The sequence below is a fragment of the Rhodococcus sp. P4_F5 genome, from assembly GCF_056401315.1.
Map to the genome: position 1 here is coordinate 76634 of NZ_JBFUJP010000003.1, position 24718 is coordinate 101351.

26 protein-coding genes, 1 pseudogene and 1 riboswitch are annotated in these 24718 nt (G+C 69.7%); of the genes and pseudogenes, 11 read left to right on the forward strand and 16 right to left on the reverse strand.

The features are described 5' to 3' along the window. The first annotated feature begins 1 nt into the window (after position 1). From AC1DU4_RS03165 to AC1DU4_RS03195, 7 genes and pseudogenes are all read left to right on the forward strand, one after another. A complete protein-coding gene (locus AC1DU4_RS03165) occupies positions 2-817 on the forward strand; it encodes a type III pantothenate kinase (protein WP_477837638.1) in 816 nt (271 codons plus the stop codon). Between the two features lie 143 nt (positions 818-960). Continuing rightward, entirely contained in the window at positions 961-1560 is a 600-nt protein-coding gene (locus AC1DU4_RS03170; RefSeq protein ID WP_477837639.1) for a cysteine dioxygenase, read from the forward strand. Continuing rightward, entirely contained in the window at positions 1557-1979 is a 423-nt protein-coding gene (locus AC1DU4_RS03175; protein ID WP_477837640.1) for a rhodanese-like domain-containing protein, read from the forward strand. Before AC1DU4_RS03170 ends, AC1DU4_RS03175 begins: the two co-directional genes overlap by 4 nt. Before the next feature lie 33 nt (positions 1980-2012). Beyond that, on the forward strand, positions 2013-3512 hold the full coding sequence (gene lysS / locus AC1DU4_RS03180; protein WP_477837715.1) for a lysine--tRNA ligase: 1500 nt from the start codon (positions 2013-2015) through the stop codon (positions 3510-3512). Positions 3513-3634: 122 nt separating this feature from the next. Beyond that, a complete protein-coding gene (locus tag AC1DU4_RS03185; RefSeq protein ID WP_072845504.1) occupies positions 3635-3979 on the forward strand; it encodes a histone-like nucleoid-structuring protein Lsr2 in 345 nt (114 codons plus the stop codon). 94 nt (positions 3980-4073) lie between these two features. Next, a pseudogene (locus AC1DU4_RS03190) lies at positions 4074-4785 on the forward strand (esterase/lipase family protein). Between the two features lie 222 nt (positions 4786-5007). Further along, positions 5008-7560 (forward strand): ATP-dependent Clp protease ATP-binding subunit, encoded by a 2553-nt coding sequence (locus tag AC1DU4_RS03195; protein ID WP_477837641.1) that lies wholly within the window; start codon positions 5008-5010, stop codon positions 7558-7560. A gap of 65 nt (positions 7561-7625) precedes the next feature. Here the strand turns inward: AC1DU4_RS03195 and AC1DU4_RS03200 are convergent, their stop codons facing one another. Further along, positions 7626-8228 carry a TIGR03086 family metal-binding protein gene (locus AC1DU4_RS03200; protein ID WP_477837642.1) on the reverse strand — a complete coding sequence of 201 codons (603 nt, stop codon included), beginning with the start codon at positions 8226-8228 and terminating at the stop codon, positions 7626-7628. Positions 8229-8324: 96 nt separating this feature from the next. Here AC1DU4_RS03200 and AC1DU4_RS03205 point away from each other — a divergent pair, with 96 nt between their 5' ends. After that, the gene (locus AC1DU4_RS03205; protein WP_477837643.1) at positions 8325-9296 is read left to right on the forward strand and encodes a helix-turn-helix transcriptional regulator; all 972 of its coding nucleotides are present in this window, start codon (positions 8325-8327) and stop codon (positions 9294-9296) included. A gap of 125 nt (positions 9297-9421) precedes the next feature. Here the strand turns inward: AC1DU4_RS03205 and AC1DU4_RS03210 are convergent, their stop codons facing one another. From AC1DU4_RS03210 to AC1DU4_RS03240, 7 genes are all read right to left on the reverse strand, one after another. Continuing rightward, the gene (locus AC1DU4_RS03210) at positions 9422-9856 is read right to left on the reverse strand and encodes an HD domain-containing protein (RefSeq protein ID WP_477837644.1); all 435 of its coding nucleotides are present in this window, start codon (positions 9854-9856) and stop codon (positions 9422-9424) included. A gap of 276 nt (positions 9857-10132) precedes the next feature. Then, complete coding sequence (locus tag AC1DU4_RS03215; RefSeq protein WP_477837645.1) at positions 10133-10747, reverse strand: TetR/AcrR family transcriptional regulator; 615 nt, start codon at positions 10745-10747, stop codon at positions 10133-10135. 195 nt (positions 10748-10942) lie between these two features. After that, on the reverse strand, positions 10943-11302 hold the full coding sequence (locus tag AC1DU4_RS03220) for a ScnB (protein WP_477837646.1): 360 nt from the start codon (positions 11300-11302) through the stop codon (positions 10943-10945). Continuing rightward, the gene (gene scnC / locus AC1DU4_RS03225; RefSeq protein ID WP_477837647.1) at positions 11299-12009 is read right to left on the reverse strand and encodes a thiocyanate hydrolase subunit gamma; all 711 of its coding nucleotides are present in this window, start codon (positions 12007-12009) and stop codon (positions 11299-11301) included. The genes AC1DU4_RS03220 and scnC overlap by 4 nt, the downstream gene beginning before the upstream one ends. Continuing rightward, positions 12006-12302 (reverse strand): SH3-like domain-containing protein, encoded by a 297-nt coding sequence (locus AC1DU4_RS03230; RefSeq protein WP_477837648.1) that lies wholly within the window; start codon positions 12300-12302, stop codon positions 12006-12008. Before AC1DU4_RS03230 ends, scnC begins: the two co-directional genes overlap by 4 nt. Then, positions 12299-12724, reverse strand: a complete 426-nt coding sequence (locus tag AC1DU4_RS03235; protein WP_477837649.1) for a hypothetical protein — start codon at positions 12722-12724, stop codon at positions 12299-12301. The genes AC1DU4_RS03230 and AC1DU4_RS03235 overlap by 4 nt, the downstream gene beginning before the upstream one ends. 93 nt (positions 12725-12817) lie before the next feature. Continuing rightward, positions 12818-13012 (reverse strand): CbtB domain-containing protein, encoded by a 195-nt coding sequence (locus tag AC1DU4_RS03240; RefSeq protein ID WP_477837650.1) that lies wholly within the window; start codon positions 13010-13012, stop codon positions 12818-12820. A 281-nt stretch (positions 13013-13293) separates the two neighbouring features. Here AC1DU4_RS03240 and AC1DU4_RS03245 point away from each other — a divergent pair, with 281 nt between their 5' ends. From AC1DU4_RS03245 to AC1DU4_RS03255, 3 genes are all read left to right on the forward strand, one after another. Then, positions 13294-14904, forward strand: a complete 1611-nt coding sequence (locus AC1DU4_RS03245) for an MFS transporter (RefSeq protein WP_477837651.1) — start codon at positions 13294-13296, stop codon at positions 14902-14904. A gap of 142 nt (positions 14905-15046) precedes the next feature. Then, positions 15047-15481, forward strand: coding sequence for an OsmC family protein (locus tag AC1DU4_RS03250; protein WP_072845512.1), 435 nt, complete (start codon positions 15047-15049; stop codon positions 15479-15481). 59 nt (positions 15482-15540) lie between these two features. Then, on the forward strand, positions 15541-16281 hold the full coding sequence (locus AC1DU4_RS03255) for a DsbA family oxidoreductase (protein ID WP_477837652.1): 741 nt from the start codon (positions 15541-15543) through the stop codon (positions 16279-16281). A 131-nt stretch (positions 16282-16412) separates the two neighbouring features. Here the strand turns inward: AC1DU4_RS03255 and AC1DU4_RS03260 are convergent, their stop codons facing one another. The 8 genes from AC1DU4_RS03260 to AC1DU4_RS03295 all read right to left on the reverse strand — a co-directional run bounded on the left by AC1DU4_RS03260 (position 16413) and on the right by AC1DU4_RS03295 (position 24600). Next, positions 16413-17261 carry a CbtA family protein gene (locus AC1DU4_RS03260; protein ID WP_477837653.1) on the reverse strand — a complete coding sequence of 283 codons (849 nt, stop codon included), beginning with the start codon at positions 17259-17261 and terminating at the stop codon, positions 16413-16415. Then, positions 17252-17446 carry a CbtB domain-containing protein gene (locus tag AC1DU4_RS03265; RefSeq protein ID WP_477837654.1) on the reverse strand — a complete coding sequence of 65 codons (195 nt, stop codon included), beginning with the start codon at positions 17444-17446 and terminating at the stop codon, positions 17252-17254. Before AC1DU4_RS03265 ends, AC1DU4_RS03260 begins: the two co-directional genes overlap by 10 nt. A gap of 27 nt (positions 17447-17473) precedes the next feature. Continuing rightward, a riboswitch (cobalamin riboswitch) is annotated at positions 17474-17599 on the reverse strand. A gap of 44 nt (positions 17600-17643) precedes the next feature. Next, positions 17644-18861, reverse strand: a complete 1218-nt coding sequence (locus tag AC1DU4_RS03270; RefSeq protein ID WP_477837655.1) for a TerD family protein — start codon at positions 18859-18861, stop codon at positions 17644-17646. Between the two features lie 40 nt (positions 18862-18901). Further along, a complete protein-coding gene (locus tag AC1DU4_RS03275) occupies positions 18902-19771 on the reverse strand; it encodes an HAD family hydrolase (protein ID WP_477837656.1) in 870 nt (289 codons plus the stop codon). After that, positions 19768-20877, reverse strand: a complete 1110-nt coding sequence (locus tag AC1DU4_RS03280; protein ID WP_477837657.1) for a cysteine protease StiP family protein — start codon at positions 20875-20877, stop codon at positions 19768-19770. The genes AC1DU4_RS03275 and AC1DU4_RS03280 overlap by 4 nt, the downstream gene beginning before the upstream one ends. Then, complete coding sequence (locus tag AC1DU4_RS03285) at positions 20874-22202, reverse strand: phosphoribosyltransferase family protein (RefSeq protein ID WP_477837658.1); 1329 nt, start codon at positions 22200-22202, stop codon at positions 20874-20876. Before AC1DU4_RS03285 ends, AC1DU4_RS03280 begins: the two co-directional genes overlap by 4 nt. Next, a complete protein-coding gene (locus tag AC1DU4_RS03290) occupies positions 22199-23392 on the reverse strand; it encodes an HpcH/HpaI aldolase/citrate lyase family protein (protein ID WP_477837659.1) in 1194 nt (397 codons plus the stop codon). The genes AC1DU4_RS03285 and AC1DU4_RS03290 overlap by 4 nt, the downstream gene beginning before the upstream one ends. Further along, complete coding sequence (locus AC1DU4_RS03295; RefSeq protein ID WP_477837660.1) at positions 23389-24600, reverse strand: hypothetical protein; 1212 nt, start codon at positions 24598-24600, stop codon at positions 23389-23391. The genes AC1DU4_RS03290 and AC1DU4_RS03295 overlap by 4 nt, the downstream gene beginning before the upstream one ends. Positions 24601-24718: the final 118 nt, after the last annotated feature.

Sequence of the window (24718 nt, forward strand, 5' to 3'; positions counted from 1 at the left end):
CGTGCTGCTGACCGTCGACGTCCGCAACACCAACATCGCGCTCGGGTTGTTCACGGGCAGCGGTGAGCACTCGAAGTTGTTGCAGGACTGGCGGATGCGTACCGATCCGCGGGTCACCGCGGACGAGCTGGCCTGGATGCTGCGTGGGCTCCTCGGTGCCCACGTCGAGCAGGTCACCGGCGTGTCCGCGCTGTCGACGGTGCCGTCGGTGCTGCGCGAGTTGCGGGTGATGCTGACCCGCTACTGGGCGCACGTCCCGCACGTGGTGGTCGAGCCGGGGGTGCGCACCGGGGTGCCGCTGCTGGTCGACAACCCGAAGGAGGTCGGCGCCGACCGGATCGTGAACAGCCTTGCCGTGCACCATCTCTACGGTGGTCCGTGCATCGTCGTGGACTTCGGCGTGTCCACCTGCGTGGACGTGGTGTCTGCAAAGGGCGAGTTCCTCGGCGGTGTCATCGCGCCCGGACTCGAGGTCTCCACGGACGCGCTGGCCTCGCAGTCGGCGGCGCTGCGCAAGGTGGAACTGGTGCGTCCGCGGTCGGTGGTCGGCAAGAACACCGTCGAGTGCATGCAGTCCGGGGCGATCTTCGGGTTCGCCGGCCTGGTCGACGGGTTGGTGCGCCGGGTGCGGGCCGAACTGCCGGCCTTCGCGGGTGACGACGTCACAGTCATTGCGACCGGGGACAGTGCGCCGTTGGTGATGCCGGAGTCGGAGACAATCGCCCACCTCGAACGCGACCTCGCCCTGGAGGGGCTGCGAATCGTCTACGAGCGCAACCAGGCTCGCAACGCGGCCCGGCGGCCGCCGGTCACCTGAGCGCTGAGGTCCCGGAGTGCAGGGGTTCCGGGATCGGGGATTCTGTGCCACACTGGTCGGCGTGAATTACCGCATGGTCACCCAGGAGTGTTGTCGAGGCTGAACGCAGCCCCGATCAATTCCTCATTCCTGGAGTCTCTGCCATGCCTTCCACATCTGTGGTCTCTTCTCTGAACCCATTTTCTTCGAACCCCCGGTCCTCGCGGAACCCGGTCGCCTTGTCGGCTGACCGCTCCGTCTCGCCCAGCCGGCTCCGGCCCGCCGACCTGCTGCGCATCAGCGACCAGGGTGCGCAGGACGTGCTCGACGGCCGCTTCGCGCACCTGCTCCCCGGCGGCTGGCCCACTGCCGAGCGCTGGTCCACCCGACTGCACGCGGACGACGACGTCGACGTGTGGCTGATCAGCTGGGTGCCCGGCAGTGCCACCGAACTCCACGACCATGCGGGCTCGCTGGGCGCGCTCACCGTGCTCAGTGGGGCCCTCGCCGAATATCGCTGGGGCGGAACCGAACTGAAGTACCGGACCCTCGAAGCGGGGGACCAGGCGTCCTTCCCGCTGGGGTGGGTGCACGACGTGGTGCAGGCGCCGGGAACGGAATCGGGCCCGGACCGGCCGACGCTCAGCGTGCACGCCTACTCGCCGCCGCTGTCGGCGATGTCCTTCTACGAGGTGACCGATCACGGCAGCCTCCGTCGCACCCGCACCGAGCTCACCGACCTCCCGGAAGGACTGACGGCATGACCATCGACGAGATGCTCGAGACGGCCCGCAACACCTACCGTCGGCTGACGGTGTTCGAACTCGAGGCGGCAGTCGCCCGCGGAGCGATCGTGGTGGACATCCGCCCGCAGGCGCAGCGGCAGCGCGAGGGCACCCTGCCCGGCGCGCTCGCCATCGAGCGGAACGTCCTCGAGTGGCGGCTCGACCCGACCAGCGACGCGCGTCTCGCCGCCGCCGTCGACCACGATGTGGAGTGGATCGTGGTGTGCTCGGAGGGGTACACCTCCAGCCTGGCTGCGGCGGCACTGCAGGAGCTCGGTCTGCGCCGCGCGACGGACCTGGTCGGCGGCTACCAGGCGATGCGCTCGGCGGGTCTGCTCGGCGCCCTGATGCGGGCCCGGCACGTCGTTCGTGAGGGCGAGGCGGTCGTCGCGCACTGAGGGGCACTAGTCTGGTCATCCGTGAGTGATGTTATGACCGAGCCCGCCGACGACACCCCCGAGCAGCTGCGGATCCGCCGCGAGAAGCGGGACCGGATCCTCGCGCAGGGGCAGCAGGCCTACCCCGTCTCGGTTCCGCGCACGCACAGCCTTGCCGAGGTCCGCGCGCAGCACCCCGACCTCGAGCCGGACACCGCCACCGGCGTCGAGGTCGGCGTGGTCGGCCGCGTGATCTTCCTCCGCAACACCGGCAAGCTCTGCTTCGCCACCCTGCAGGAGGGCGACGGCACCCAGCTGCAGGCCATGATCAGCCTGGCCGGCGTCGGCGAGGACGCGCTCGCCGCGTGGAAGTCCGACGTGGACCTCGGTGACTTCGTGTTCGTGCACGGCGAGGTCATCAGTTCGCGCCGCGGTGAGCTCAGCGTGATGGCCGACGTCTGGCAGATCGCGTCGAAGTCGCTGCGCCCGCTGCCGGTCGCCCACAAGGAGATGAACGAGGAGTCCCGGGTCCGCCAGCGCTACGCGGACCTGATCGTGCGTCCCGAGGCCCGCGGCATGGCGCGCAAGCGGGTCGCCGTGGTCCGCGAGCTGCGCAATGCGCTCGAGCGTCGCGGCTTCCTCGAGGTCGAGACCCCGATGCTGCAGACGGTGGCAGGCGGCGCCGCGGCCCGGCCGTTCGTCACGCATTCGAACGCACTCGACATCGACCTGTACCTGCGGATCGCGCCGGAGCTGTTCCTCAAGCGCTGCGTCGTCGGTGGCATCGAGAAGGTGTTCGAGATCAACCGGAACTTCCGCAACGAGGGCATCGACTCGACGCACTCGCCGGAGTTCGCCATGCTCGAGACCTACGAGGCGTACGGCACCTACGACGACTCGGCGAAGATGACCCGGGAACTGATCCAGGAGGTCGCGCAGGCGGCCTTCGGCACCCAGGTGGTCACCCTCCACAACGGCGAGGAGTACGACCTCAGCGGCGAGTGGAAGACGATGGAGATGTACCCGTCGCTGTCCGCCGCGATCGGCGTCGAGGTCACCCCGGCGACCACCGTCGACGAGCTGCTCGCGCTGGCCGCGAAGGTCGGTCTCGAGGTGCCCAAGGACAAGGGCTACGGCCACGGCAAGCTCGTCGAGGAGCTGTGGGAGCACCAGTGCGGCGATCAGCTGCACGAGCCCACCTTCGTTCGGAACTTCCCGGTCGAGACCTCGCCGCTGACCCGCCAGCACCGCAGCGAGCCCGGCGTGACGGAGAAGTGGGACCTGTACATCCGTGGCTTCGAGCTCGCCACCGGCTACTCGGAGCTGGTGGACCCGGTCATCCAGYGGGAGCGTTTCGTCGACCAGGCGCGGCTGGCGTCGGAGGGCGACGACGAGGCGATGGCCCTCGACGAGGAGTTCCTGGCCGCAATGGAGCAGGGCATGCCGCCGACCACCGGAACCGGAATGGGTATCGACCGCCTGCTCATGGCGCTCACCGGGCTGGGAATCAGGGAAACAATCTTGTTCCCAATTGTCCGGCCGACCTCGCGCTGATCCCTTTAATTGCCATTCCCCGGTTATTTCTCGGTCATGAACGCGGCCGAAACAGGAGTACACTCGGCGAAAGTCGCGATCGCGGCGAGGAATAGCACATTTAATGGAAGGGAACTCGACCCATGGCGAAGAAGGTCACCGTCACTCTGATCGACGATGTTGATCAGGAAGCGGCCGCCGATGAAACAGTCGAGTTCGCGCTCGACGGCGTCATGTACGAGATCGACCTGTCGTCGGAGAATGCGTCGAAGTTGCGCGAGCAGTTCGATGTCTGGGTTTCCCATGCGCGCAAGTCGACCGGGCGTCGTCGCGTGAAGTCTTCGGCGCCTGCCGGAAAGTCCCGAGTGGCCGTCGACCGGGAGCAGAGCGCTGCGATCCGCGACTGGGCTCGGCGCAATGGACGCCCGGTGTCCGCACGCGGACGCATCTCGGCGGAAATCATCGACGCATACAACAAAGCAAACTGACGCCCCACCGGATTTCACCCGTCGTTTCGCCCGTCCCGAGGTTTATCGGCTGTTAGCCTCGCGGGCGGCGAAACGACGAGGAACCGGGGGCACAGTGCGCCGGGTAACTGTGATCACGACATGGATTTCCGCGACAGTTTTATTACTCGGCACAGGAACTGCGGGTGYGGCGGCATTGCCGGTGCCGTACCGGTTCTTGGCGGGTGTCCCGCTCGAACTCGGTAATCCCGGCGGCTCCGCTCCCGGATCCAATGACTGGTCGGTGCCGGCACTCCGCCGCGCACCCCGAACCGGTGGTGCTGGTGCACGGCGCCGGCGGCAACAAGCAGACCAACTGCGCCACTTGTGCGCCATTGCTCGCGAACGAGGGGTACTGCGTTTACGCACTGACCTACGGCGCGTACGACGACCTGCCCTGGCCGTTGAGTGCACTCGGTGCATTCCGGCCGATGGACGAGAGCGCGCAGCAGCTCGCGGACTTCGTGGACCGGGTGCCGGCGTCCACGGGGGCGAAGAAGGTGAACCTGGTCGGCCATTCCCAGGGTGCGCTGATGCCCACCTACTCCGGCATCACCTACACCAACATCATCACCAGATACGACCAGCTGGTCATGCCGCACATGAGCGGGTACGAGGAGGGGCCGAACACGACGAACATCGTCGTTCAGGACCACCGCGCTCAGGACTTCGGCGAACACCTGTCGATCGCCGGTGAGCCGGTCGCCGCCACGTTGGTGCTCAACGCGCTCGACCCGGCGAACCCGCGACCGGTGCCGTGCGAGGCGGTACTGCCGCTCGTCGGGTGATCTCCGTGGCCGATCCGAGGGAGTCGCCACGTTGTTCGCTGCGGGCGTAGCGTCCTAGGGAAACGAATCGCCTGGCTGCGACGTTGAGACCGGTAAGCATGCTTGCAGACCCGTCAGTGATGGGACGGAGCTGCGCAGGCCGTGCCACTGGGCCATTAGAGTAGGGGTGCGGCTCGTGGATCCCGCTGAGGGATCTACCCATAAGGAACGTGAGGGAGAGCGATGTTCGAGAGGTTCACCGACCGCGCGCGGCGCGTTGTTGTCCTGGCCCAAGAAGAGGCCCGGATGCTCAACCACAACTACATCGGCACCGAGCACATCCTGCTCGGCCTCATCCACGAGGGCGAGGGCGTGGCGGCGAAGTCGCTCGAGTCGTTGGGCATCTCCCTCGAGGGCGTGCGCAGCCAGGTGGAAGAGATCATCGGTCAGGGCCAGCAGGCCCCGTCCGGTCACATCCCCTTCACCCCGCGCGCCAAGAAGGTGCTGGAGCTGAGCCTGCGCGAGGCGCTGCAGCTCGGCCACAACTACATCGGCACCGAGCACATCCTGCTCGGCCTGATCCGCGAGGGCGAGGGCGTCGCCGCCCAGGTCCTCGTGAAGCTCGGCGCCGACCTGAACCGGGTCCGCCAGCAGGTCATCCAGCTGCTGTCCGGCTACCAGGGCAAGGAGCCGTCCGAGGCCGGCACCAGCCGCGGTGAGGCGGGTACCCCGTCCACCTCGTTGGTGCTCGACCAGTTCGGCCGCAACCTGACCCAGGCCGCGCTCGAGGGCAAGCTCGACCCGGTCATCGGCCGTTCGAAAGAAATCGAGCGGGTCATGCAGGTGCTCAGCCGCCGCACCAAGAACAACCCGGTGCTCATCGGCGAGCCCGGCGTCGGCAAGACCGCCGTCGCCGAGGGCCTCGCGCAGGCGATCGTCAACGGCGAGGTCCCCGAGACGCTCAAGGACAAGCAGCTCTACACCCTCGACCTGGGTTCCCTGGTCGCGGGCAGCCGCTACCGCGGTGACTTCGAGGAGCGCCTGAAGAAGGTGCTCAAGGAGATCAACACCCGCGGCGACATCATCCTGTTCATCGACGAGCTGCACACGCTGGTCGGTGCGGGCGCGGCCGAGGGCGCCATCGACGCGGCCTCGATCCTCAAGCCGAAGCTGGCCCGTGGCGAGCTGCAGACCATCGGTGCGACCACCCTCGACGAGTACCGCAAGTACATCGAGAAGGACGCCGCCCTCGAGCGCCGTTTCCAGCCGGTGCAGGTCGGCGAGCCGACAGTCGAGCACACCATCGAGATCCTCAAGGGTCTGCGCGACCGCTACGAGGCGCATCACCGCGTCTCGATCACCGATGGCGCGTTGGTTGCCGCGGCCACGCTGGCCGACCGGTACATCAACGACCGGTTCCTGCCGGACAAGGCGATCGACCTGATCGACGAGGCGGGCGCCCGGATGCGCATCCGCCGGATGACCGCGCCGCCGGACCTGCGCGAGTTCGACGACAAGATCGCCGACGCGCGTCGGGAGAAGGAGTCCGCGATCGACGCGCAGGACTTCGAGAAGGCCGCGAACCTGCGGGACAAGGAGAAGACCCTCGTCGCGCAGCGGGCCGAGCGGGAGAAGCAGTGGCGCTCCGGTGACCTGGACGTCATCGCCGAGGTCGACGACGAGCAGATCGCCGAGGTCCTGGGCAACTGGACCGGCATCCCGGTCTTCAAGCTCACGGAGGAGGAGACCACCCGTCTGCTCCGCATGGAGGACGAGCTGCACAAGCGGATCATCGGCCAGGAGGACGCTGTCAAGGCGGTCTCCAAGGCGATCCGCCGCACCCGCGCCGGCCTGAAGGACCCGAAGCGTCCCTCCGGTTCGTTCATCTTCGCCGGCCCGTCCGGCGTCGGTAAGACCGAGCTGGCGAAGACGCTCGCGAACTTCCTGTTCGGCGACGACGACGCGCTCATCCAGATCGACATGGGCGAGTTCCACGACCGCTTCACCGCGTCGCGGCTGTTCGGTGCGCCTCCCGGCTACGTGGGCTACGAAGAGGGCGGCCAGCTGACGGAGAAGGTCCGTCGCAAGCCGTTCAGTGTGGTGCTGTTCGACGAGATCGAGAAGGCACACCAGGAGATCTACAACACCCTCCTGCAGGTGCTCGAGGACGGCCGTCTCACCGACGGTCAGGGTCGCACGGTCGACTTCAAGAACACCGTGCTGATCTTCACCTCGAACCTGGGCACCTCCGACATCTCGAAGGCAGTCGGACTGGGCTTCACCTCGGGAACGGGCAACGAGTCGAACTACGAGCGGATGAAGCTCAAGGTTCACGACGAGCTCAAGAAGCACTTCCGGCCCGAGTTCCTCAACCGCATCGACGACATCATCGTCTTCCACCAGCTGACCAAGGATCAGATCATCCAGATGGTGGACCTGATGATCGGCCGCGTCGAGAAGCAGCTGAAGAACAAGGACATGGAGATCGAGCTGACCGAGCAGGCCAAGTCGCTGCTCGCCAAGCGCGGCTTCGATCCGGTCCTGGGTGCGCGACCGCTGCGTCGCACCATCCAGCGCGAGATCGAGGACCAGCTCTCGGAGAAGATCCTCTTCAACGAGCTGGGCCCCGGCCAGATCGTGCTCGTCGACGTCGAGAACTGGGACGGCGAGGGTGCCGGCGAGGACGCGAAGTTCACGTTCACCGGAAGCCCGAAGCCGGTCGCGGTTCCGGACTCGCTGCCGGTGGACATGGCGAAGGCCGGCGACGCGCCGACCGAGACCGGTCCCACCGAGTAGGTTGACACAGGACAACGCCCCGCGAGCTCTTGCTCGCGGGGCGTTGTCGTGTGTCGGGCCGTGTCTCAGGCGGACATCACCGTCCGGCCGATGCTGGTTCGGCCGGACCAATTGGCAAGGCGTTCCGTCGGTCCGGCTCCCTCGGCCGACTCGACGACCGCGCCGAAGGGCACCTGCCCGCCGCGGGGGCTCTCGGGGATCGCGCGGCGGGCCACCGCGAGGGCCGATTCGGCGAGGGCGGAGTCGGTCTCGGCGGGCTGCCCGGTCGCGGTGGCCAGATCCCAGCCGTGGACCAGCGTCTCGTTCAGGTATCCCCAGATCGCGGCGCGCCCGGGTACGCGGCCCCAGGGCGCGGTGACGGTGGCGTCGAGCAGCGCGTCGTCGCCCCAGACCACCCACATCGTCTCGCCGGCGATCCGGTACGCGGCGGACCATTCGTCGTCGACGGCGGCGGTCGCGACCAGCGGCACGGTGGCCGGGTCACCGCCCTCGCCGATGACGCGTGCCCGGTCGACGGTGGCAACCAGGTGGCCCATCAGGGTCGCGACGTCGAACTCGTCGCAGGGCGTCGGATCCGTCAGCTGGTCCGGCCGCACCTCGGCCATCAACGCGGTCACCCAGGCCAGGGCTTCGCGGTACAGGGGGCGGGGGTCGGTGATGTCGGTCATCAGGGGCCTTTCGATCGAGTGCGCGTGTGCGGACCGTGCCCACTCTCGTCCCTAATCACGACATCTCCTGTCATGTATTCCTGAGAGAATGGGGCAATGCGTGCCGACCGCCTGCTCTCACTCGTATTGCTGTTGCGGAACCGGGGACGGATGTCCTCAACAGCCCTCGCCCGGGAGTTGGAGGTGTCCACTCGCACCGTGCTGCGTGACGTCGAGGCCTTGTCGGCGGCCGGGATCCCCGTCTACGCGGAACGCGGCCGCGACGGCGGGTTCGCCCTGCTGCCGGGGTTCACCACCGATCTCACCGGTCTGACGGTGGAGGAGGCGAAGGCGCTGCTCGCGGCCGGCGCCGCTGCCACCCCTGCGGCGCTGGGAATGGCGCCCGCATTCGCGTCCGCTATGCGGAAGGTGTTGGCCGCCATGCCCGACACGCACCGCACGGCCGCCACGCGAGTCGCGGAACGGGTGCTCGTGCGGCAGGGCGGTTGGCTCACCGATCCGTCACACGAGGAGCATCTCGGCCTGATCCAGCAGGTGGTGTTCACGGGACGCCGGCTTCGTCTCCGGTACACGGCCCGCGGCAGCGAATCACGCTGGCGCACAGTTGATCCGATCGGCCTGGTCAACGCCGGCGGCCGGTGGTACCTGGTGGCGACGCACCGCGGTTCGGAGCGCACGTACCGGCTCTCCCGCATCCAGGATGCCCGCGAGCTCGACGAGCAGGCGCGGCGCGACCCCGTTGTCGACCTGGCCGGGATCTGGGACCGGCGGCGGTCCGAGTTCCGTGCGCTGCACGAGTCCGTTACGGCCACCGTTCGGGTGCGGGCCGGGCGGCGGGAGGACCTCCTCGGCTCGGTGCTCTCCACTGCGTCGGAGACTCGGGCGGACGGTTGGATCACCGCCGATGTCGAGTTCGGCGACGCAGCGCACGCCGGGGGTGTGCTGTGGATGCTCGGCGACGATGCCGAACTACTCGGGCCCGAGAGTCTGCGCGAAGGGATCAGGCTCCGGGCGTCGGGCATGGCCGAACGGCACAGGCCTGCCCGTCCGGCTCCGGAGGCGGGTTGACCCGCTGCTCATGTTTGGGGGCCGGTCGAACCGTCATCACCGCGACGTGGGCGGCGTGCCGAGTCCGGTCCGGCCCGAACAGTTCCGCCTCCTGACGGGCGCACGCTATGCCGTCGTCGCCGCGGTCAGTGATCTCCGAGCCGGTCAAGAGGGTTGAGGCGCAGGGGAATCCGCATCCCGCTGCGCCACAGCACGGCGACCGTCGATCGGGGCCTGACCCGGCTCTCGTGCCGCGCGAGCTCGGCGAACTCCGCGCCCAGCCCGTCGTGGGGGAGCGCCGCGACGACGGCGCGAAGAAAGTCCGGCGGCATGTCCCGAATCCGGTACCCCGCGACGTCGAGGTGAGCGGCGTCGTGCAGCAGGGCGGCCTCGGCTCCGTGCCTGGTGGGTGTGCGCGGGTCCATGTGGCGCGCGATTGCGGTGGCCACCGTCTCCGCCGCAGCGGAAGGGGCGCCCCGGTCCGTGACGAACCGCCTGGCCTCCTCGGCCCCCAGCAGCGCGAAGCAGCCGACGTGCGCGTCGGCAGGCGTGCCCAGTGTGCCGTGTCGTGCAGGACGCACGCGACGAAGAGTGCCTCGGGGTCGGGTTCGTTGCCGTCCAGCGCGCGAAATCGCATGGCCCACTGCCAACATCGCAGGCTGTGGGCGAGGATGCCGGGAGTGAGCACCTCGCGAGCGTGCTCGAGTGCGTCCCTGGCCAGGGCGGAATCGGGCGGGGGGACCAGCGACGGGGTCGCCGGGCTGGAATTCGGCACCGCCGACAATTGGCTTGGCAGCGCACGGGTCTGGATGGCTGCCGCCTGCAGCATGACCCGGAGCCGGTCGGCCCGGCTCAGTTCACCCCTGAGCATGTGTCAGCTCCTTCAGCCTGCGGGCGCCGTCCGCTCGGGCCATCTCGATGAGTGAATCCGCGCTGCCGCGGGAGATCGTGCGGCGATGCTCGAGGCTGAGCACACCGTTGACGGTCGCCCACGCCAGCAGCACGACCTCCTCGGTGCCGGGGAGGGTCGAACCGATCGCCGCCACCAGCTCGCGGGTGATCCCGATCAGCGTCGCGCTGATGCGCGTTCGGGCCTGCGCCACGACCTCGGAATCCCGGTCGTCGACGTCCGTCAGGCCGAGGATCCGGAAGGCCAGTGGTCGGGCGCGGTGGAACGCGACGTATGCGTCGAAGGCCACCAGGAGGGGGTCGTCGGCGGTGGCGCCGGTCAGTGCCTTGCTCATGCCCTGCGCGTGCTCGGTCGCCGTGCGACAGGCGAGCGCGGCGTACACGTCGGCCTTGCCGCCGGGGAAGTTCGCGTAGATGGAGCTGAGCGCGACATCTGCCTCGTTCGCGAGGGCATCCACGCTCGTGGCGCGGTAGCCGTTCCGGGCGAACAGCAGATCCGCGGCATCCAGGACCGCCGTGTGCGTGCGGTGGCGCCTGCGGTCGGCCGGCGGGTCCAGGCTCATGACAGAAACCGTAGTGCAATTCCGAAAACGTAGTCAAACTCTGATTAAGGGTTGTGGGTCATGTCCGCGAGATGGTCCACGGCGGCGCGCTCGCCGGGTGCATCGACATTGTGACCACGGCCGGCGGCGCGCTGGTGGCCAAGGGCCTGGGCACGTATCAGGTCGGCTGAGCGGCGGCGATCCTCGCCGGTGATGTCATTCGCGCTCGAAGCGCTCGCGAACCGCTCGCATCCGGACCTCGAGTTCCTCCGGGGTGATGACGCCGCGGTCCAGCAGCGCATGCGCGGTGACCAGTGCGGACCGGGCCCGGACCGGGAAGCGGTGGTAGATGGTCTCGCCCAGTTCGTCCTCGGCCTCGCGCCGCTCGAGGTTGTCGAGCGACCCGTGCCACGACAGGCACTCGCAGGTCGCCTGCATGCTCGATTCCCACGGCGCGCGCTTGCCGTCCAGTTCGGGCAGTGCCCGCTCGCGTCGCGCCCCCGCGGGGAGCGTTGCCAGCAGCACGTCGTAACCCTGGTTGTGCAGGCCCGCCGCGTCGTCGCCGTGCGCGCTCATCGTCCGCCTCCCACCGGCTGCGGCGCCGACGGTGGCGCGGTGGCGGTCCAGCCCACCTGCGGCAGCGCCACCCCGATCATCGTGTCGCGGGTGACGATCGCCGCCAGTTGCTCCTCGCTCCACCCCTCGGTGCCGGCCGGGCGCATCGGCATGACCATGAAGCGGGACTTCTGGTTGGAGTCGTGCACCCGCACCTCGACGTCCGGCGGCATGTGCAGGCCGAACTCGGCGAGCACCTCGCGTGGCCAGCGGACCAGCCTCCGGCGGTAGTTGGGCGTGCGGTACCAGTCCGGCGACATCCCGAGGACCGGCCGTGGGTAGCAGGAGCAGAGCGTGCAGACGATCACGTTGTGCACCTTCGGGGTGTTCTCCAGGACGTAGAAGTAGGTGTAGTCGCTCGGGGTCCCCGACCCGGTGGGGTCGCGCCAGTCGATGCCGACCTCCTTGCAGGTCTCGGTGCCGTCGGCGAGCAACCGCGCCTTGAACTCGGGGTCCGTCCAGGCCTTGGCCACCAGCCGGGACCCGCCTGCCGGCCCGACCTGCGATGCCCACTCGGAGAACCTGCGGTGGTCCTCGGCCGAGAACAGTCCCTTCTCGATGGCCAGTTCCCGGATCGCGGTCTCGAGAATCTCGAACTCGCTGACCTCGTCGGAATCCTGGATCGGCGCGTGCGCGTCGTGTGTGTGGTCCCCACCCGTCTGACTCACTTCGTCTCCTCCTCTGCCGGGGCCAGCCACCGCTCCGAGCACTCGGTCTCGAGGGTGTCGACGTCGAATCCGGAGTACTGCGGCCACAGGTCGCGCTGCAGGAACCGGACCACGTAGAACGGTTCGGTCCTGCCGTCCTCGCGGCCCCACGCCTCGTCCTCCGGGATCACCCACTCGGGGCGGTGCTCGACCACCACGCCGGTGTGTCCTCGGGTGAACGCCTGGGTTCGGGTGTGGAACAGCGAGGTCGCCTCGCGCACGGTGACCCGGTCACCGATCTGGTACTTCGTCATTTCGGCGCCTCCGTCCGGGCCCGTACCTCGTCGAGCTTCGCGGACAGCTCGTCGGGGGTGATCAGGCCCTTGTCGACCAGTGTCTTCGCGGCGACGGTGGCCCAGCGGGCGTAGTACGGCAACCCGAAGTACAGGGTGGCGCCGAGGTCGTTCTCGGCCCGCCTGCGCTCCTCGGAGTTCCACACGCCCCGCCACCCGAGGCATTCGCAGGTGACGTAGGTGTTCATCTCCCACGCCTCCTCGGACTTCTCCAGGTACGGGGTGGGGATGTCGGGCTGGCCGCCGACGTCGTGGAGGACGTGCCGCAGCGCCGCGTACAGGTCGTTCGATATCTCGTAGGGTGAGTCGAGCCGTTGGCGGCTGACGGGTGCGATGCCCGCGACCCGGTCGTGCAGGCTGTCGAAATCTGTCGGTGAACTCATCGAGGTCTCCGTTTGCTCGTGAGAGCTGTTGCCCACCAGCGAGTTCTGGATCGGACGACCTGGCCCGCCGGCTGGTGTCGCCGCGCTACGGCGTCAGTGGCACGGCAGGCCTAGCAGGTGACGGCCGTCGTGCATGAGCTCGTGCAGGTACATGCCCGAGCGGGAAATCGCGCCCTGGTCGAAGCCGACCAGGTACAGGGTGAGTAGCGCGAGCGCGGCGACGCCCACGACTACGAGAAGGGCGCCGGCGGACTCCGCCGCGCGGCTCGGCAGGTTGACTGTGGTCATGCTTCCTCCAGCGGCGCCGGTTGGTGGCGGCGCCAGTATTCGCGGCGGCGGTCCGGTCCGATCGGCCCAGTGCTTTCGGCGTCAATACCTTCGGCGCCAATACTTCTCGGCGGCGGTCCCGGACTGTCGGGATCACGTCGCGGAGCGCCGGTGGAGTGTGCCGTCGTGTGATTCAGCGACCCAATCACGTGTCACAACAAACCTGAGGCTACACCCCTCGCGGGAGGCGAATCTCGCCTTTGGGCGCGCGTGGGGGAGCGAATTGGTGTCCACTGATAGGCGTGTCCTCCACCCCGGTCGACAGCCGGCCGCCCCTCGACGACCGGCCGGGGCGCGCCCGTGTCGTGCTGCTGTCGCTGATACTCGTTGCCGCGGTTGCCAATCTGAACCTGGCCGTCGCGAACGTCGCCCTGCCGGACATCGGCCGGGACTTCGACGCCAGCCAGACGCAGCTGAACCTGATCGCGGTCGGCTACTCGGTCGGGCTGGCCGCCTCGGTGCTGTACCTCGGCGCGCTCGGCGACCGCTACGGGCGCAAGCGACTGCTGGTGCTGGGCACGGTGCTCTCGATCCCGGCGTGCCTGATCGCCGGCGCGGCACCGAACTTCGAGGTGCTGTTCGCCGCCCGGCTGCTCGGCGGACTGTCCGCGGGGCTCGCCTTTCCCACCACCCTCGCGCTGATCACGGCTCTGTGGTCGGGCGCTGCGCGCACCCGGGCCATCGCGCTGTGGTCGGCGATCGGCGGCGGCATCTCCGCGCTCGGCCCGCTGGTGTCGGGCCTGCTGCTCGAACGCTACGACTGGGGCGCGGTGTTCTACGTGACGCTCCCGCTCGCCGTGGTCGCCCTCGGCATGGCACTGAGGTACGTACCCGCGCATGTCAACGAGTCCACCGCGGCCGTCGACCACCTGGGCGGGATGGTGTCCGTGGTGCTGGTGGCAGCGCTGGTGCTCGGCATCAACTTCGCGCCGGTGGACGGGATGCGGGCGACCGCGCTCGGGCTGCTGGCGATCGCGTCGGCCGCCGGTGTGGTGTTCGTGGTCAGGCAGCAGCGCGCCCCGAATCCGCTCTTCGACCTCGAGGTCGCGCGCCGGCGGATCTTCTGGGTGGCCGCGGTCGCGGGGATCGTCGTGTTCGGCACCCTGATGGGCGTCATGTACATCGGACAGCAGTTCATGCAGAACGTGCTGGGCTACTCGACGCTCGCCGCCGGTTCGGCCGCCCTGCCCGCCGCGGCGGTCATGGTGCTGGTGGCGCCGCAGTCCGCACGGTTGATCGAGGCGCACGGCTGCCGCGTCACGCTGCTGCTCGGTTACGCGGCCATCGTGTCGGGTCTGATGGTCGCGCTGCTGCTGTGGAAGGAGGACGCGCAGTACTGGAAGATCGGGCTCGGCTACATGCTCCTCGGCGTGGGCGTCGGCCTCGCGGGCACCCCGGCCTCGCGCTCGCTCACCGGCTCGGTCCCGGTTCGACGCGCCGGAATGGCGTCGGGAACGGCAGACCTGCAGCGCGACCTCGGTGGCGCGATCATGCAGTCGGTGCTCGGCGCGCTGCTCACCGCCGGTTACACCGCCTCGTTCGCCGCGACGGTCGCCGCCTCGCCGCAGTCCGACGAGGTCAGTGACCAGGTGAAGTCCACGCTCGAGAAGTCGTTCTCGGGCGCGGCCGACATCGCGGAGCGGTACCCGCAGTACGCGGACCAGATCCTGGCCGCCGCGCGGACGGCCTTCCTGGACGGCGACACCAAGGCGTACGTGGCGGCGGTCCTGATCGTGCTGGCCGGCGCGGCCTTGGTCTTCTTCGTCTTTCCCAAGCGCGACGAGGAGCGGCAGCTGCTGGCGCACTACCACCGGGTCGACAACGTGGAGGTGTCCGTCGGCGACGACGGGTGAACGCGGAACGACACCCGAACCGGACGGCGCTCGCCGCGCGACAACGTCGGCCCCATTCCGGTGGCCCGGCACCACGATCCGGGACAGACTGTCCCTGCAGGTATGCCTGCGCGAACCGTAAGCCTCGACGGAAGGACTCACCATGCCCACTCGTACCTCCCGCACCGCGTGGAACGGCACCCTGCAGGACGGTTCCGGCCAGGTGGAGCTCACCAGCTCCGGCACAGGGACCTTCGAGGTGTCGTTCCCCAAGCGGGCCGCGGAGGAGGCCGGCGGCACCACCAGCCCCGAGGAACTGATCGCCGCCGCACACTCGTCCTGCTACGCCATGCAGCTCTCCGCGCTGATCGGCGAGGCAGGAGGCACCCCGCAGAGCCTGGACGTGACCGCGTCCGTGACCCTGGGGCCGGACAACCCCGGATTCAAGCTGACGGGCATCAAGCTCGTCGTCCGCGGGGAGGTCGACGGGCTCGACGCCGCCGGATTCGCAAAGGTGGCCCAGGCCGCCAAGGAGTCCTGCCCGGTGAGCAAGGCCCTGACCGGCGTCGAGATCACCCTGGACGCCGCGCTGGAGTGAGCCTCTCGTCCGGCGGCGGGGCGGAACAGAAGTCGAGTCGCGGATGTTTAGAATAATTCGTGAGCACAGATACCAGTGACCAGCAGACCGCCCCCGCCGTCGCGCCGTCCGTGGTGGTGGAGGTGTGGTCCGACATCGCCTGCCCGTGGTGCTACATCGGCAAGCGCCGCTTTGCCGCCGCCCTCGAGAAGTTCGAGCACCGTGACCAGGTCCGGGTGCAGTGGCGCTCGTACCAGCTCCTGCCCGACCGCCCGGTCGGCGCACGGATCAGCAACATCGACGAGGTCGCCGCGCGCAAGGGCCTGTCCGCGGCCGAGGCGCAGCAGCTGGCGGCCCGCGTCACCGCCGTCGCGGCCGAGGACGGCCTGGTGATGGACTTCGACATCGCGATTTCCGCCAACACCTTCGACGCGCACCGGCTGGTCCACCTGGCCGGCGACCGCACCGACGAGGTGATGGAGGCGTTGTTCCGGGCGCACTTCACACAGGGCCGGGTGGTGGACGACCGCGAGGAACTGGTCGCCATCGCCGCCGAGGTGGGTCTGGACGCCGACGAGATCCGGGCGGCCCTGGAGACCGACACCGCCGCCGATCAGGTGCGGGCCGAGACCGAGGAGGCCCAGCGGCTCGGGATCAACGGCGTGCCGTTCTTCGCGGTGAACCGGGCGATCGGTGTCTCGGGGGCGCAGCCCGTCGAGGTGTTCACCCAACTGCTCGAGCAGGCGTTCGCCCAGTCCGGCGCGATCGTCACAGTCGACGGTGACGGTGGCGCCTGCACCGACGACACCTGCGCGGTCTGAGCGGCCACCCCTACGCCTGACCGAATGTCGCATTCGTTCACCTCAGCTGAACGAATGCGACATTCGGTCGGTGTTGCGGGTCGGTGTTGCGGGTCGGTGTTGCGGGTCGGTGTTGCGTTGCGCGGTGGGGGTCAGCGACCGGCGACGGCGACCGCTGAGCGCGTACGGGCGGCGCGTTCGGTGAGGAAGGCGAAGCCCAGCCCGAGCGCCAGCCACAGCGTGGCCTGGACTGTGAGCGAGGAGATCCGGAACTCCCAGAGCAGGGAGGCCGGGAAGTCGCTGCCCACCTCGTCGACGTCGGGCAGCGCCAGGTAGCCGACGCCGACGACCACCAGGAACGCGAGCAGCGGGGCCGCGATCCGGACCGTCAGGAAGTCGTTGGCCGCCACGATCCTGGCGGCGTACGCGGCGACGGCGACGGCCAGCAGCCCGAGGACCACCGATGCCAGCCACAGCAGCGTCCGCTTGTCGATGGTGTCCGGGTCGCCCACCGCGGGCGGGTTCGCCGGGTACTTGAAGAACGGCACGGCCTCGATCGCGAGCCACCCCAGCCCGGCCAGCGCCAACGCGAGCACGGGTGCGGACAGCGTGCTCGCGCGCCGCGCGTAGTAGGTCACCGAGGCGTAGATGGCGCCGAGGGCGAGGCCGGCGAGCGCGGTGGCCAGGAACAGGCCCGCCCGCTGCCCGTCCCGGCTGACCAGCGCGTCCTCGCCGTGCGAGTGGGCCGCGTCGGTCTCGGCCGCGGTGGCCGCGGCGCCCGGGGCGGGGTGCTCGTGGGCCTCGGAAGTGGCGTGTTCGTGGGCCTCGGCCGCGGACGGCTCGGCCTCGGCGGCCGCGGATGCCGACTCCTCGATGGCGATGGCCGCGTTGACGTGCGGCTCGCCGATCACGAACGCGACGGCACCGGCCAGCAGCCCGGCGACGAGGCCGGCCAGCAGCCCGCGGATGAGGAGGTTCTTGAAGGACTCGGTCAGTGGCACGGCAGGCCCAGCAGGTGGCGACCGTCGTGCATCAGCTCGTGCATGTACATGCCGGTGCGAGAGACCGCGCCCTGGTCGAAACCGACCAGGTACAGCGTCAACATCGCGAGCAGTACGACGCCCGCGATGATCATCGCGATGCCGATGGAATCGGTTGCCCTGCTGGGGGCGTGAACGTAAGCCATGGTTCCTCCTGGGATTTCGCGTCCCTAAAAAATCCTGGCGATGATGACGGTGTCTGGCTGTCGAGGCTGACGAACGCCTCGATCACAGTGGCGCGACCGCTCCGGACTTGCACCGGATTCCCGTCCACCATCGCATTACCCGCAGACTTTCGCACCTGATGCGAAGTCGTGTCAATCGGGTCCCCGAAGGGCGAGGGTCAGTCGCCGAGGAAGGGGTGGAGGTGCTTGGCGGCCTTCTGCGGCGTCTTCGCGTCGACACCCTCCCCGACGGCCTGCAGTTTCCAGCCACCTGCCTGCCGGTAAACCTTGGCCATCACCATGGCGGTGAACGGCATGCCGCCCTTCAGCGTGAACCGCGCGAGCTCGGCCTGGATCGTGGCGTCGACGAGCCGGCAGAACGCGTTGTCGACCTGCTCGAACGTCTGCCCCCGGAACGAGGTCACGACGAAGACGATCGTGGTCACCCGGGCGGAGACGGCGCTCAGGTCCACCGCGATCACCTCGTCGTCACCGTCACCGTCGCCGGTGAGGTTGTCGCCGGAGTGGACGATCGAGTTGTCGGTGGACTTCAGCTTCCCGAAGTAGACGACCTCGGCCAACTCGGTGCCGGCGAACAGCAGCGCGGAGGCGTCGAGGTCGATGTTCGCCTGGCGCGCGCCGAACCGGCCGCGGGTGACGACGGGATCCCAGCCCAGGCCCATCCGGATCTGGGTGAGTGCGACACCGCCGTCCTTCTTCAGGGTGACCTTCTGGCCCTTGGTCAGGCTGACGGGCCTGCTCTTGGTCAGGCTGACCTCCGCAGGTGCCGCAGGTGCCGCAGGTGGCGCGGGTGCCGCGGGTGCCGCAGGTGCCGCAGGTGCCGCGGGCGGCGCCGGGGGAGCCGGCGGTGCAGCGGGGGTGGGGGCCGGCTCGTCGTCGACCGACACCCCGTGGTCGGTGACCAGCGCCGCGAAGCCCCCGGCGTAGCCCTGGCCCACCGCCCGCACCTTCCAACCACCCTGGCGGCGGTACAGCTCGAGCGCAATGACGATCGACTCGCTGTCCAGGCCGTCGATCCGGTACTCGTACAGCATGTTTCCCGCGGTGTCGGCGACCCGCGCCGTCGGGGCGGCGAACCGGCCGAAGCTGCCGGTGGGGTCGTCGAGGGTGATCACCGCGCGCACCTGCTCGACGTCCGCCGGCACCGCGCCGAGCGAGACCGCGAGCTCGGCGGACTGACCGGGCACACCCGGCTGCAGGCGCACGCCCGGACCGGTCGGCTGGTTGAAGAAGACGAAGTCCTGGTCCGAGCGGACCTTGCCCTGCGCGGTGACCAGCAGCGCGGACAGGTCGGCGGCGGCGGTGAGCGCGAGTGAGACAACGACGTCGTCGACGGTCAGGGTCGCGTTCTGGCCCTTGGTGAGCTGCTCTGGCACGGTGATCGTCCTTCGGGTCGTCGGGCTGTGGTCGGTCTGTTCAGGGGCGGGGAGAAGACTCGGCGGGTGCCTCGGCCAGGGCGGAGGTCGGCGGAACGCGGCACGCGAACCAGCGCAGGATCTCCTCGCCCGCAGCGATTCCCGCGTTCGCGGTGACCGTCAGGCCCGGACGCTGCCAGCCCAGCTGTTCGAGTTCTCCGTGCCTGGGTCGGATCGCGGCATCGGCCACGGCGAGCATGTCCGCGTCGAGTGCGCCGTCGCCGGCGGCGAGCATCCGCGCCTGCAGGGGCAACACCCCGTCGGCGAGCAGGCGCTCGCGAACCTCCACCACCGCACGACCTTTCGACACCGCGGCAGGCATCGTGTAGATCTTGCGCCCCTGCTGGGAGGCTCCCCAGCCGCGTTCTCGGCACCACCGGTCCCACTCCGTGAGGAACCCGGCCGGCACCGCGTCCGGTTCGACGACGAGGTAGCAGAACAGGTCGTCGGCGGTCCGGAGGGCGCGGACCCAGTTCGCGTCGATCCGGGCACGCAGCGTCGTGGTGATCTCGTCGAGGGTCGCGCCGCCGGACCGGGACTCTTCCTCGATCTGGTTGCGCCACAGCGGATCCGGTACACCGTCGACGAGGATGTTGCCGCCGTTGCTGGTGATCGCGTAGCGCCACGGCGCCCCGGGCAGCGCGATGCGCTGGAACTGCGCGATGGTGCGGGTGGTGGTGGGCACGACCGCGGCCACCCGAGTCAGGTCACGCAGCAGTTGGGCCGCCGTCGCGGTGACGAAGGACAGCGGCGCCCCGTCGTAGTGCTCCACGCAGCGAAGTTCCGCCTCGTCGACGCCGTCGCCGAGACTCATCGCGGAGCGCGAGTAGATCATCGTGCGGTCGAGATCGGTGGCGATCAGTACGGTCATGCGACGTCCTTGATCAGGCCCATGCAGGAGTACGCGAGGTCGGGCACCTCGTCGACCTCCACCCCCCGGGCGGCGGCGAGCATTCGGATGTGAGCGTGCTCCGGCGCGTCCCGGTCGCGCACGAGGACGCGCCACGGCACCCGTCGGAGCAGGACCCGGGTGGTCTCGCCGACGCCCGGCTTGACGAAGTTCACCGACGAGATGCCGTACCGGGCACGGATCTCCTCCACCGATGCCCACCCCGCCCAGGTGGGGGAGCGGTCGCTGCCCACGATGGCAGCGACGGCGGCGGGTACGGCGGCGCGGATGTCGGGGAAGCGCGCGGCGACGGTGTCGAGCAGGTGGTTCGAGACGTCGGCATCGGCGAGCCCGCGGTAGAACTTGGCGCCGTGGAACTCGCCGGGGCCGATCACGGTGTCGTTGAGGACGGTCCGGGACACTAGGCCCGAGACGGTGGAGTTGAGGCAGGCCGTCGCGATGAGGAAGTCGTCGCGGGTGCCGTAGGTGCGCACACACGCGCCCGGGTCGGCGAGCACCACCAGGTCGTCGTCGAAATGCGGCCCGCCGGCGGCGGCGTGGGCGGCGAGTGCCGCGCTGAGTTCGCGGGTGATCGCACCCTTGCCGGTCCATCCGTCGACAAAGACGACGCTCTCCGGATCGTGGTGGGCGGCAAGGTAGTTCAATGCCTCGACATCGATGCCCCGGCCGCGGACGATGGACATCGCATAGTGCGGCAGGTCCAGGCCGTGCACGTCGCGGCCCCAGTGCCGCATCAGCACCCCGACCGGGGTGCCCGCGCGGGCGAGCGACACCAGGGTGACCTCGCGACCCCGCTCGGCGAGCACCAGTTCGGTGACGGTGCCGACCGCGAGGGCCAACCGTTCCGCGCTGACGGTCAGCACCTTGTCGAAGAGTTCGCGGTAGGCAGCGTCGGGCTGGAACTCGATCGGCAGCGATTCCGCGTAGTGCGCCTGACCCGACTGGATTCGGCGTTCACGCTCGGCGACGTCGGCCTCGAGGTCGAGCGCGGACAGGTCCTTGAGGAGCCATCGGACGTCGGCGGGGGCGTAGGAACCGAAGGCCGGTCCGGTCAGCGGGGCGGTCACCGGTGGGCCGCCCCTCGGCTCTCACGCAGCAGCACGGGATCGGTGCTGGGCACGACGGCGAGCAGGACGTCGCTGCCCGCCGCGGTGAGTACGTCGAGCAGTCCGCCCTCGCCGTGCAGTCGCGCGGTGTCGGCCGGTGTGTCCACGACCAGCAGAATCTGTGGTMGGGCGTCGGCGGGACTGTCGTCCGGTGACGGGCTGCCGGGCCAGTGGGCGTTGTACAGGTACCGGCCCGCGCTGTCGTCGGATTCCGGTGCGACGAAGGCGAACCCGCGGCGCAACGGGTACCCCGGCTCGTCGAGCACGTAGGCCGGCGACCGGGTGGTGGTCTGGAATCGGGTCGCGACGCCGCGATCGGCGAGCGCCGCGGCGAGGCGCAGCGGCAGGTACATGAGCTCCTCGTGGCCGACCACGATCAGCGGCGAGGCCGGATCGATCCGCTCCATCAGTGCGTCGGCGGCCTCAGCGACGGCCCGCTCGAATGCCGGGCTGTCGGAGTGCAGGAAACCGTGCCGGCCCCCGTCTGGAACAGCCGCGGGCCAGGCGATCTCCACCCTGGCGGTCGCGCCGCGGACGGTGCCCACCGGGTTCAGTGCCGGGTCCGGCAGGGCGATGACCCGTTCGATCAGGCCGTCCGGCAGGACGGCCCGCCCCGTGGCGAGGCTGACGTAGTCGATCTCGGTGCCGAGTTCGGCGGCGGCGAGGTCACAGGTCAGTCGGTGGTCCGCCGTGCGCATGTCGACGAGCGAGGCCACGACGTACCGGCTCCGTGGGTGCTGGGCGTGCAGCGCCCGGATGGCGTCGACCGCGGTTGCGCCGGTGGAGATCTCGTCGTCCACGAGCACCAGGGGCGCGGTGCCCGCGAACAGTGACGCCGTGGTCGGCTGCAGCAGGTGGCTGGTGGCGTGCGAGTGCCCCTCCTCGAAGCCCGCGAAGGTGCCGGCGCCGGGAACGTCCCGGCGGGTGGAGTGGAGGTAGCAGCGCGCGCCGATCCGGGCGGCCACGCAGTGCCCGAGACCCGTTGCGGTCTCGGCGAACCCGAGCACCAGCGCGTCCACCTCGCGGCGCTGCCGGGTGGTGGTGTCGATGCCAAGGGCCGCGAGCACCAACTCGCCCAGCCGGTCGCCCGCGCCGAGCACGACCGACGGTTCGGTGGGCAGGTGCTTGCCCAGCACGGTCGAGACCAGCAGGTGGGCGCGGCGCGGGTTCCGGCGCAGCCCCGGCTCGACGAGCTCCGGCACCAGGTGGCCGGCGGCCGAGTCGCTGTGTTGCAGTTCGATGCCGAGCTCGCGGGTCGCCCACGGCTCGAGGCCGGCCCGGGTCACCGCTGCACCAGCGCCGTCAACAGGTCCACGAATGTCACTCCCTTGTTGGTCACCCCGAAGACCTGCGCCCGACGCATCGTGTGCACGGCCCAGTTCCGATGTGGGCGAACCTCGTTCATCTTGTTTCGGTAGCCCGACGCCTGGACGCCGCCCACGGTCTCGCCGTCGAGGATGTCGAGGGCGTCGTGGTACTCCTCGTGGGTGACGGCGGACAGCGAGTGCACCGCGGCGACGTGCGACGGGTGGATGACCGTCTTGCCCTGGATTCCGTTGGCCCGGTCCAGCGCGATCTCCCGGAGCAGTCCGTCGAGGTCGCGGCTGACGAGTTGCTGCCGGAACAGCACCGCGTCGTGCTCGAAGAACGGGGTGGCCCGCAGCATCGGCCGGAACATCCGCTCGTGGTCGGCGAAGTACTCCCAGACCGGGCCGGTGATGACGAATCCGGACCCGTCGGCGCGCCCGAGGTAGTTGACCACGTCGGCGATCACGTCGACGACGACCCGGACGTCGTAGATGGTCAGGTCGCGGTCCCGGCGGATGCCGAAGGTGCTGCACATGTCGGTCGCGCCGATCCGGACCGCCAGGATGTGCTCGCGGTGCTGGGCCAGTAGCTCGCGAATCGTGTGCAGTTCGGTGTCGCGGCTCTGCCGGTGGACCAGTTCGGGCGACTCGAGCACCGGCATCGCGTACAGGTGCTTGCCGAGCAACTCGGAGGCGGCGCGCACCTCCTGCAGGAACCCGGCGCCGCTGGCGCTGGTGAACTTCGGGACGACGAAGCCGCTGAGGGCGTCGACGCCGGTGGTGACGGACTCGGCGATCCGGCGAATGCCGTCCGCGGTGCGCACCCGCACGAAGAGCAGCATGTTGGCGGCGACGGTGCCGGCGAGTTCGTCGAGGGTGGCGACCGCATTCGCCAGCGCCTGTTCCACCTCGTCGTCGGCCACGGCGTCCTCGAGGTCGAGGACCATCGAGCACACTCCCTCGCCGGCCCGCCGAATGATTGTGGCGGCCAGGTCGTCACGGGTCGCGGGGATGTAGAGCGTCGCCCCGAGCGCGGTCGCGAGGACCTCGCGGCCGGTCGCGTCGTCGAAGGGACGCGAGGGGTGCAGGAACAGTCGGTCCTGGGTCTCCTGGTCGAGATGTTGGAAGTGCCGGATCGTGGTCGTCTCGGTGACGGTGCCCAGACTCATCGCTTACCTGCCTGCCCTCTCATGCGTTGCACCACGCCCGCGATGAACTCCGACACGGTGTCGAGTTCGGTGATGTATGCCCAGTAGTCCGGATGCGTCCCCTGCAGGCCGCCGCTGATCCGGTCGATCCGGTCGAGCTGCGCGTCCAGGACCGAACCCCATTCCGCGATGTGCCCGGAGTCGACGGCGAGGTGCTGGGCGTCCTTGAGCCGGAACCTCACGGCGGCGAGTTTCGCCGCGGGGTCCTGCCGGACCTCGCGGAGCAACCGCAGTCGTTCGGTGACGGAGTCGACGGCGCGGTCGGCCGCGGTCAGGTGGGTTCGCACCGTCTCGGTGTGTTCGAGCGCGAGGTCGGGATCGCCGCCGGCAAGGGCCCGCTCGATGTCGGCGAGTCCGGCGGCGGCGGCCTCGATGTGCCGGCGGCTCGCCTCCTCGTTGTCCGTCAGGTCCTGCGAGCTGGCCATGTTGAACTCGCGGAGGATGGCGGAGTACGCCCCGCGCAGGCCGCCGGACCGGGTGCGCACGGCGTCGACCCGGGTGCGCACCGAGGCCAGCGCGGTACGGGCCTCGCGCTCGCGGGTCGGGGCGGCCGACAACGATTCCCGCAGGGTGGCCACCGCCGCCAGGGCGCGGGCCGTTGCCGCGCGGATGTCGCGGGCGTCGTGGAGGGCGGAGGCGGCGTCGAGGGCCAGCGTGGCGGCGTCGAGGTCGGCGGACCCCGCGCGCACCGACGAGTAGCCGGCGTACGCCTGGTCGGGGCCGCGCAATCGCGCCCGGGCGGYGTCCGCGTCCGCTCGGGCCTGCCGTGCGACCTGCGGCACGGCCTGCAGGGTCGCCGTCGCGCCGTCGAGGTGGGCGCGGTGGGTGTCGTAGAACACGTCGAGGGCTTGTGTCGCATCGGACAGTTGCCGCGTAGTCCGGTCGACCGACACCGATTCCGGGCCGGGCGAGGTGACGCCGGTCATGTCGGACAGGGCGACGTAGGCGCTCGCGGCGGCGTAGCAGGCGTCACGGACCGGCGCCCACGGTCGCCGGATGTCCCGCTCCGGGAAGAGCGCCGCGGACGCCTCAACTGCGGTTTCGACGGTTCGCTGCCGCGCGTCCATGGCCAGGAAGGCCGCGGTCATCGACTCCCGGGCGCGACGGATCCCGTCGTCGTCGTCGGATCCCCCCAAGAATCGCGGCCATCGGCTCGTCACGGCACCCATCGTACTTGGGCAAAATTTTAAGAATTGGTGATAGGTACATTGGTTAACGGCGCTGGACCTGGCGATCAGGGCCCGCGGTATCACGGCATTTCGGACCTCGGCACCGGCCGCGGTCCGG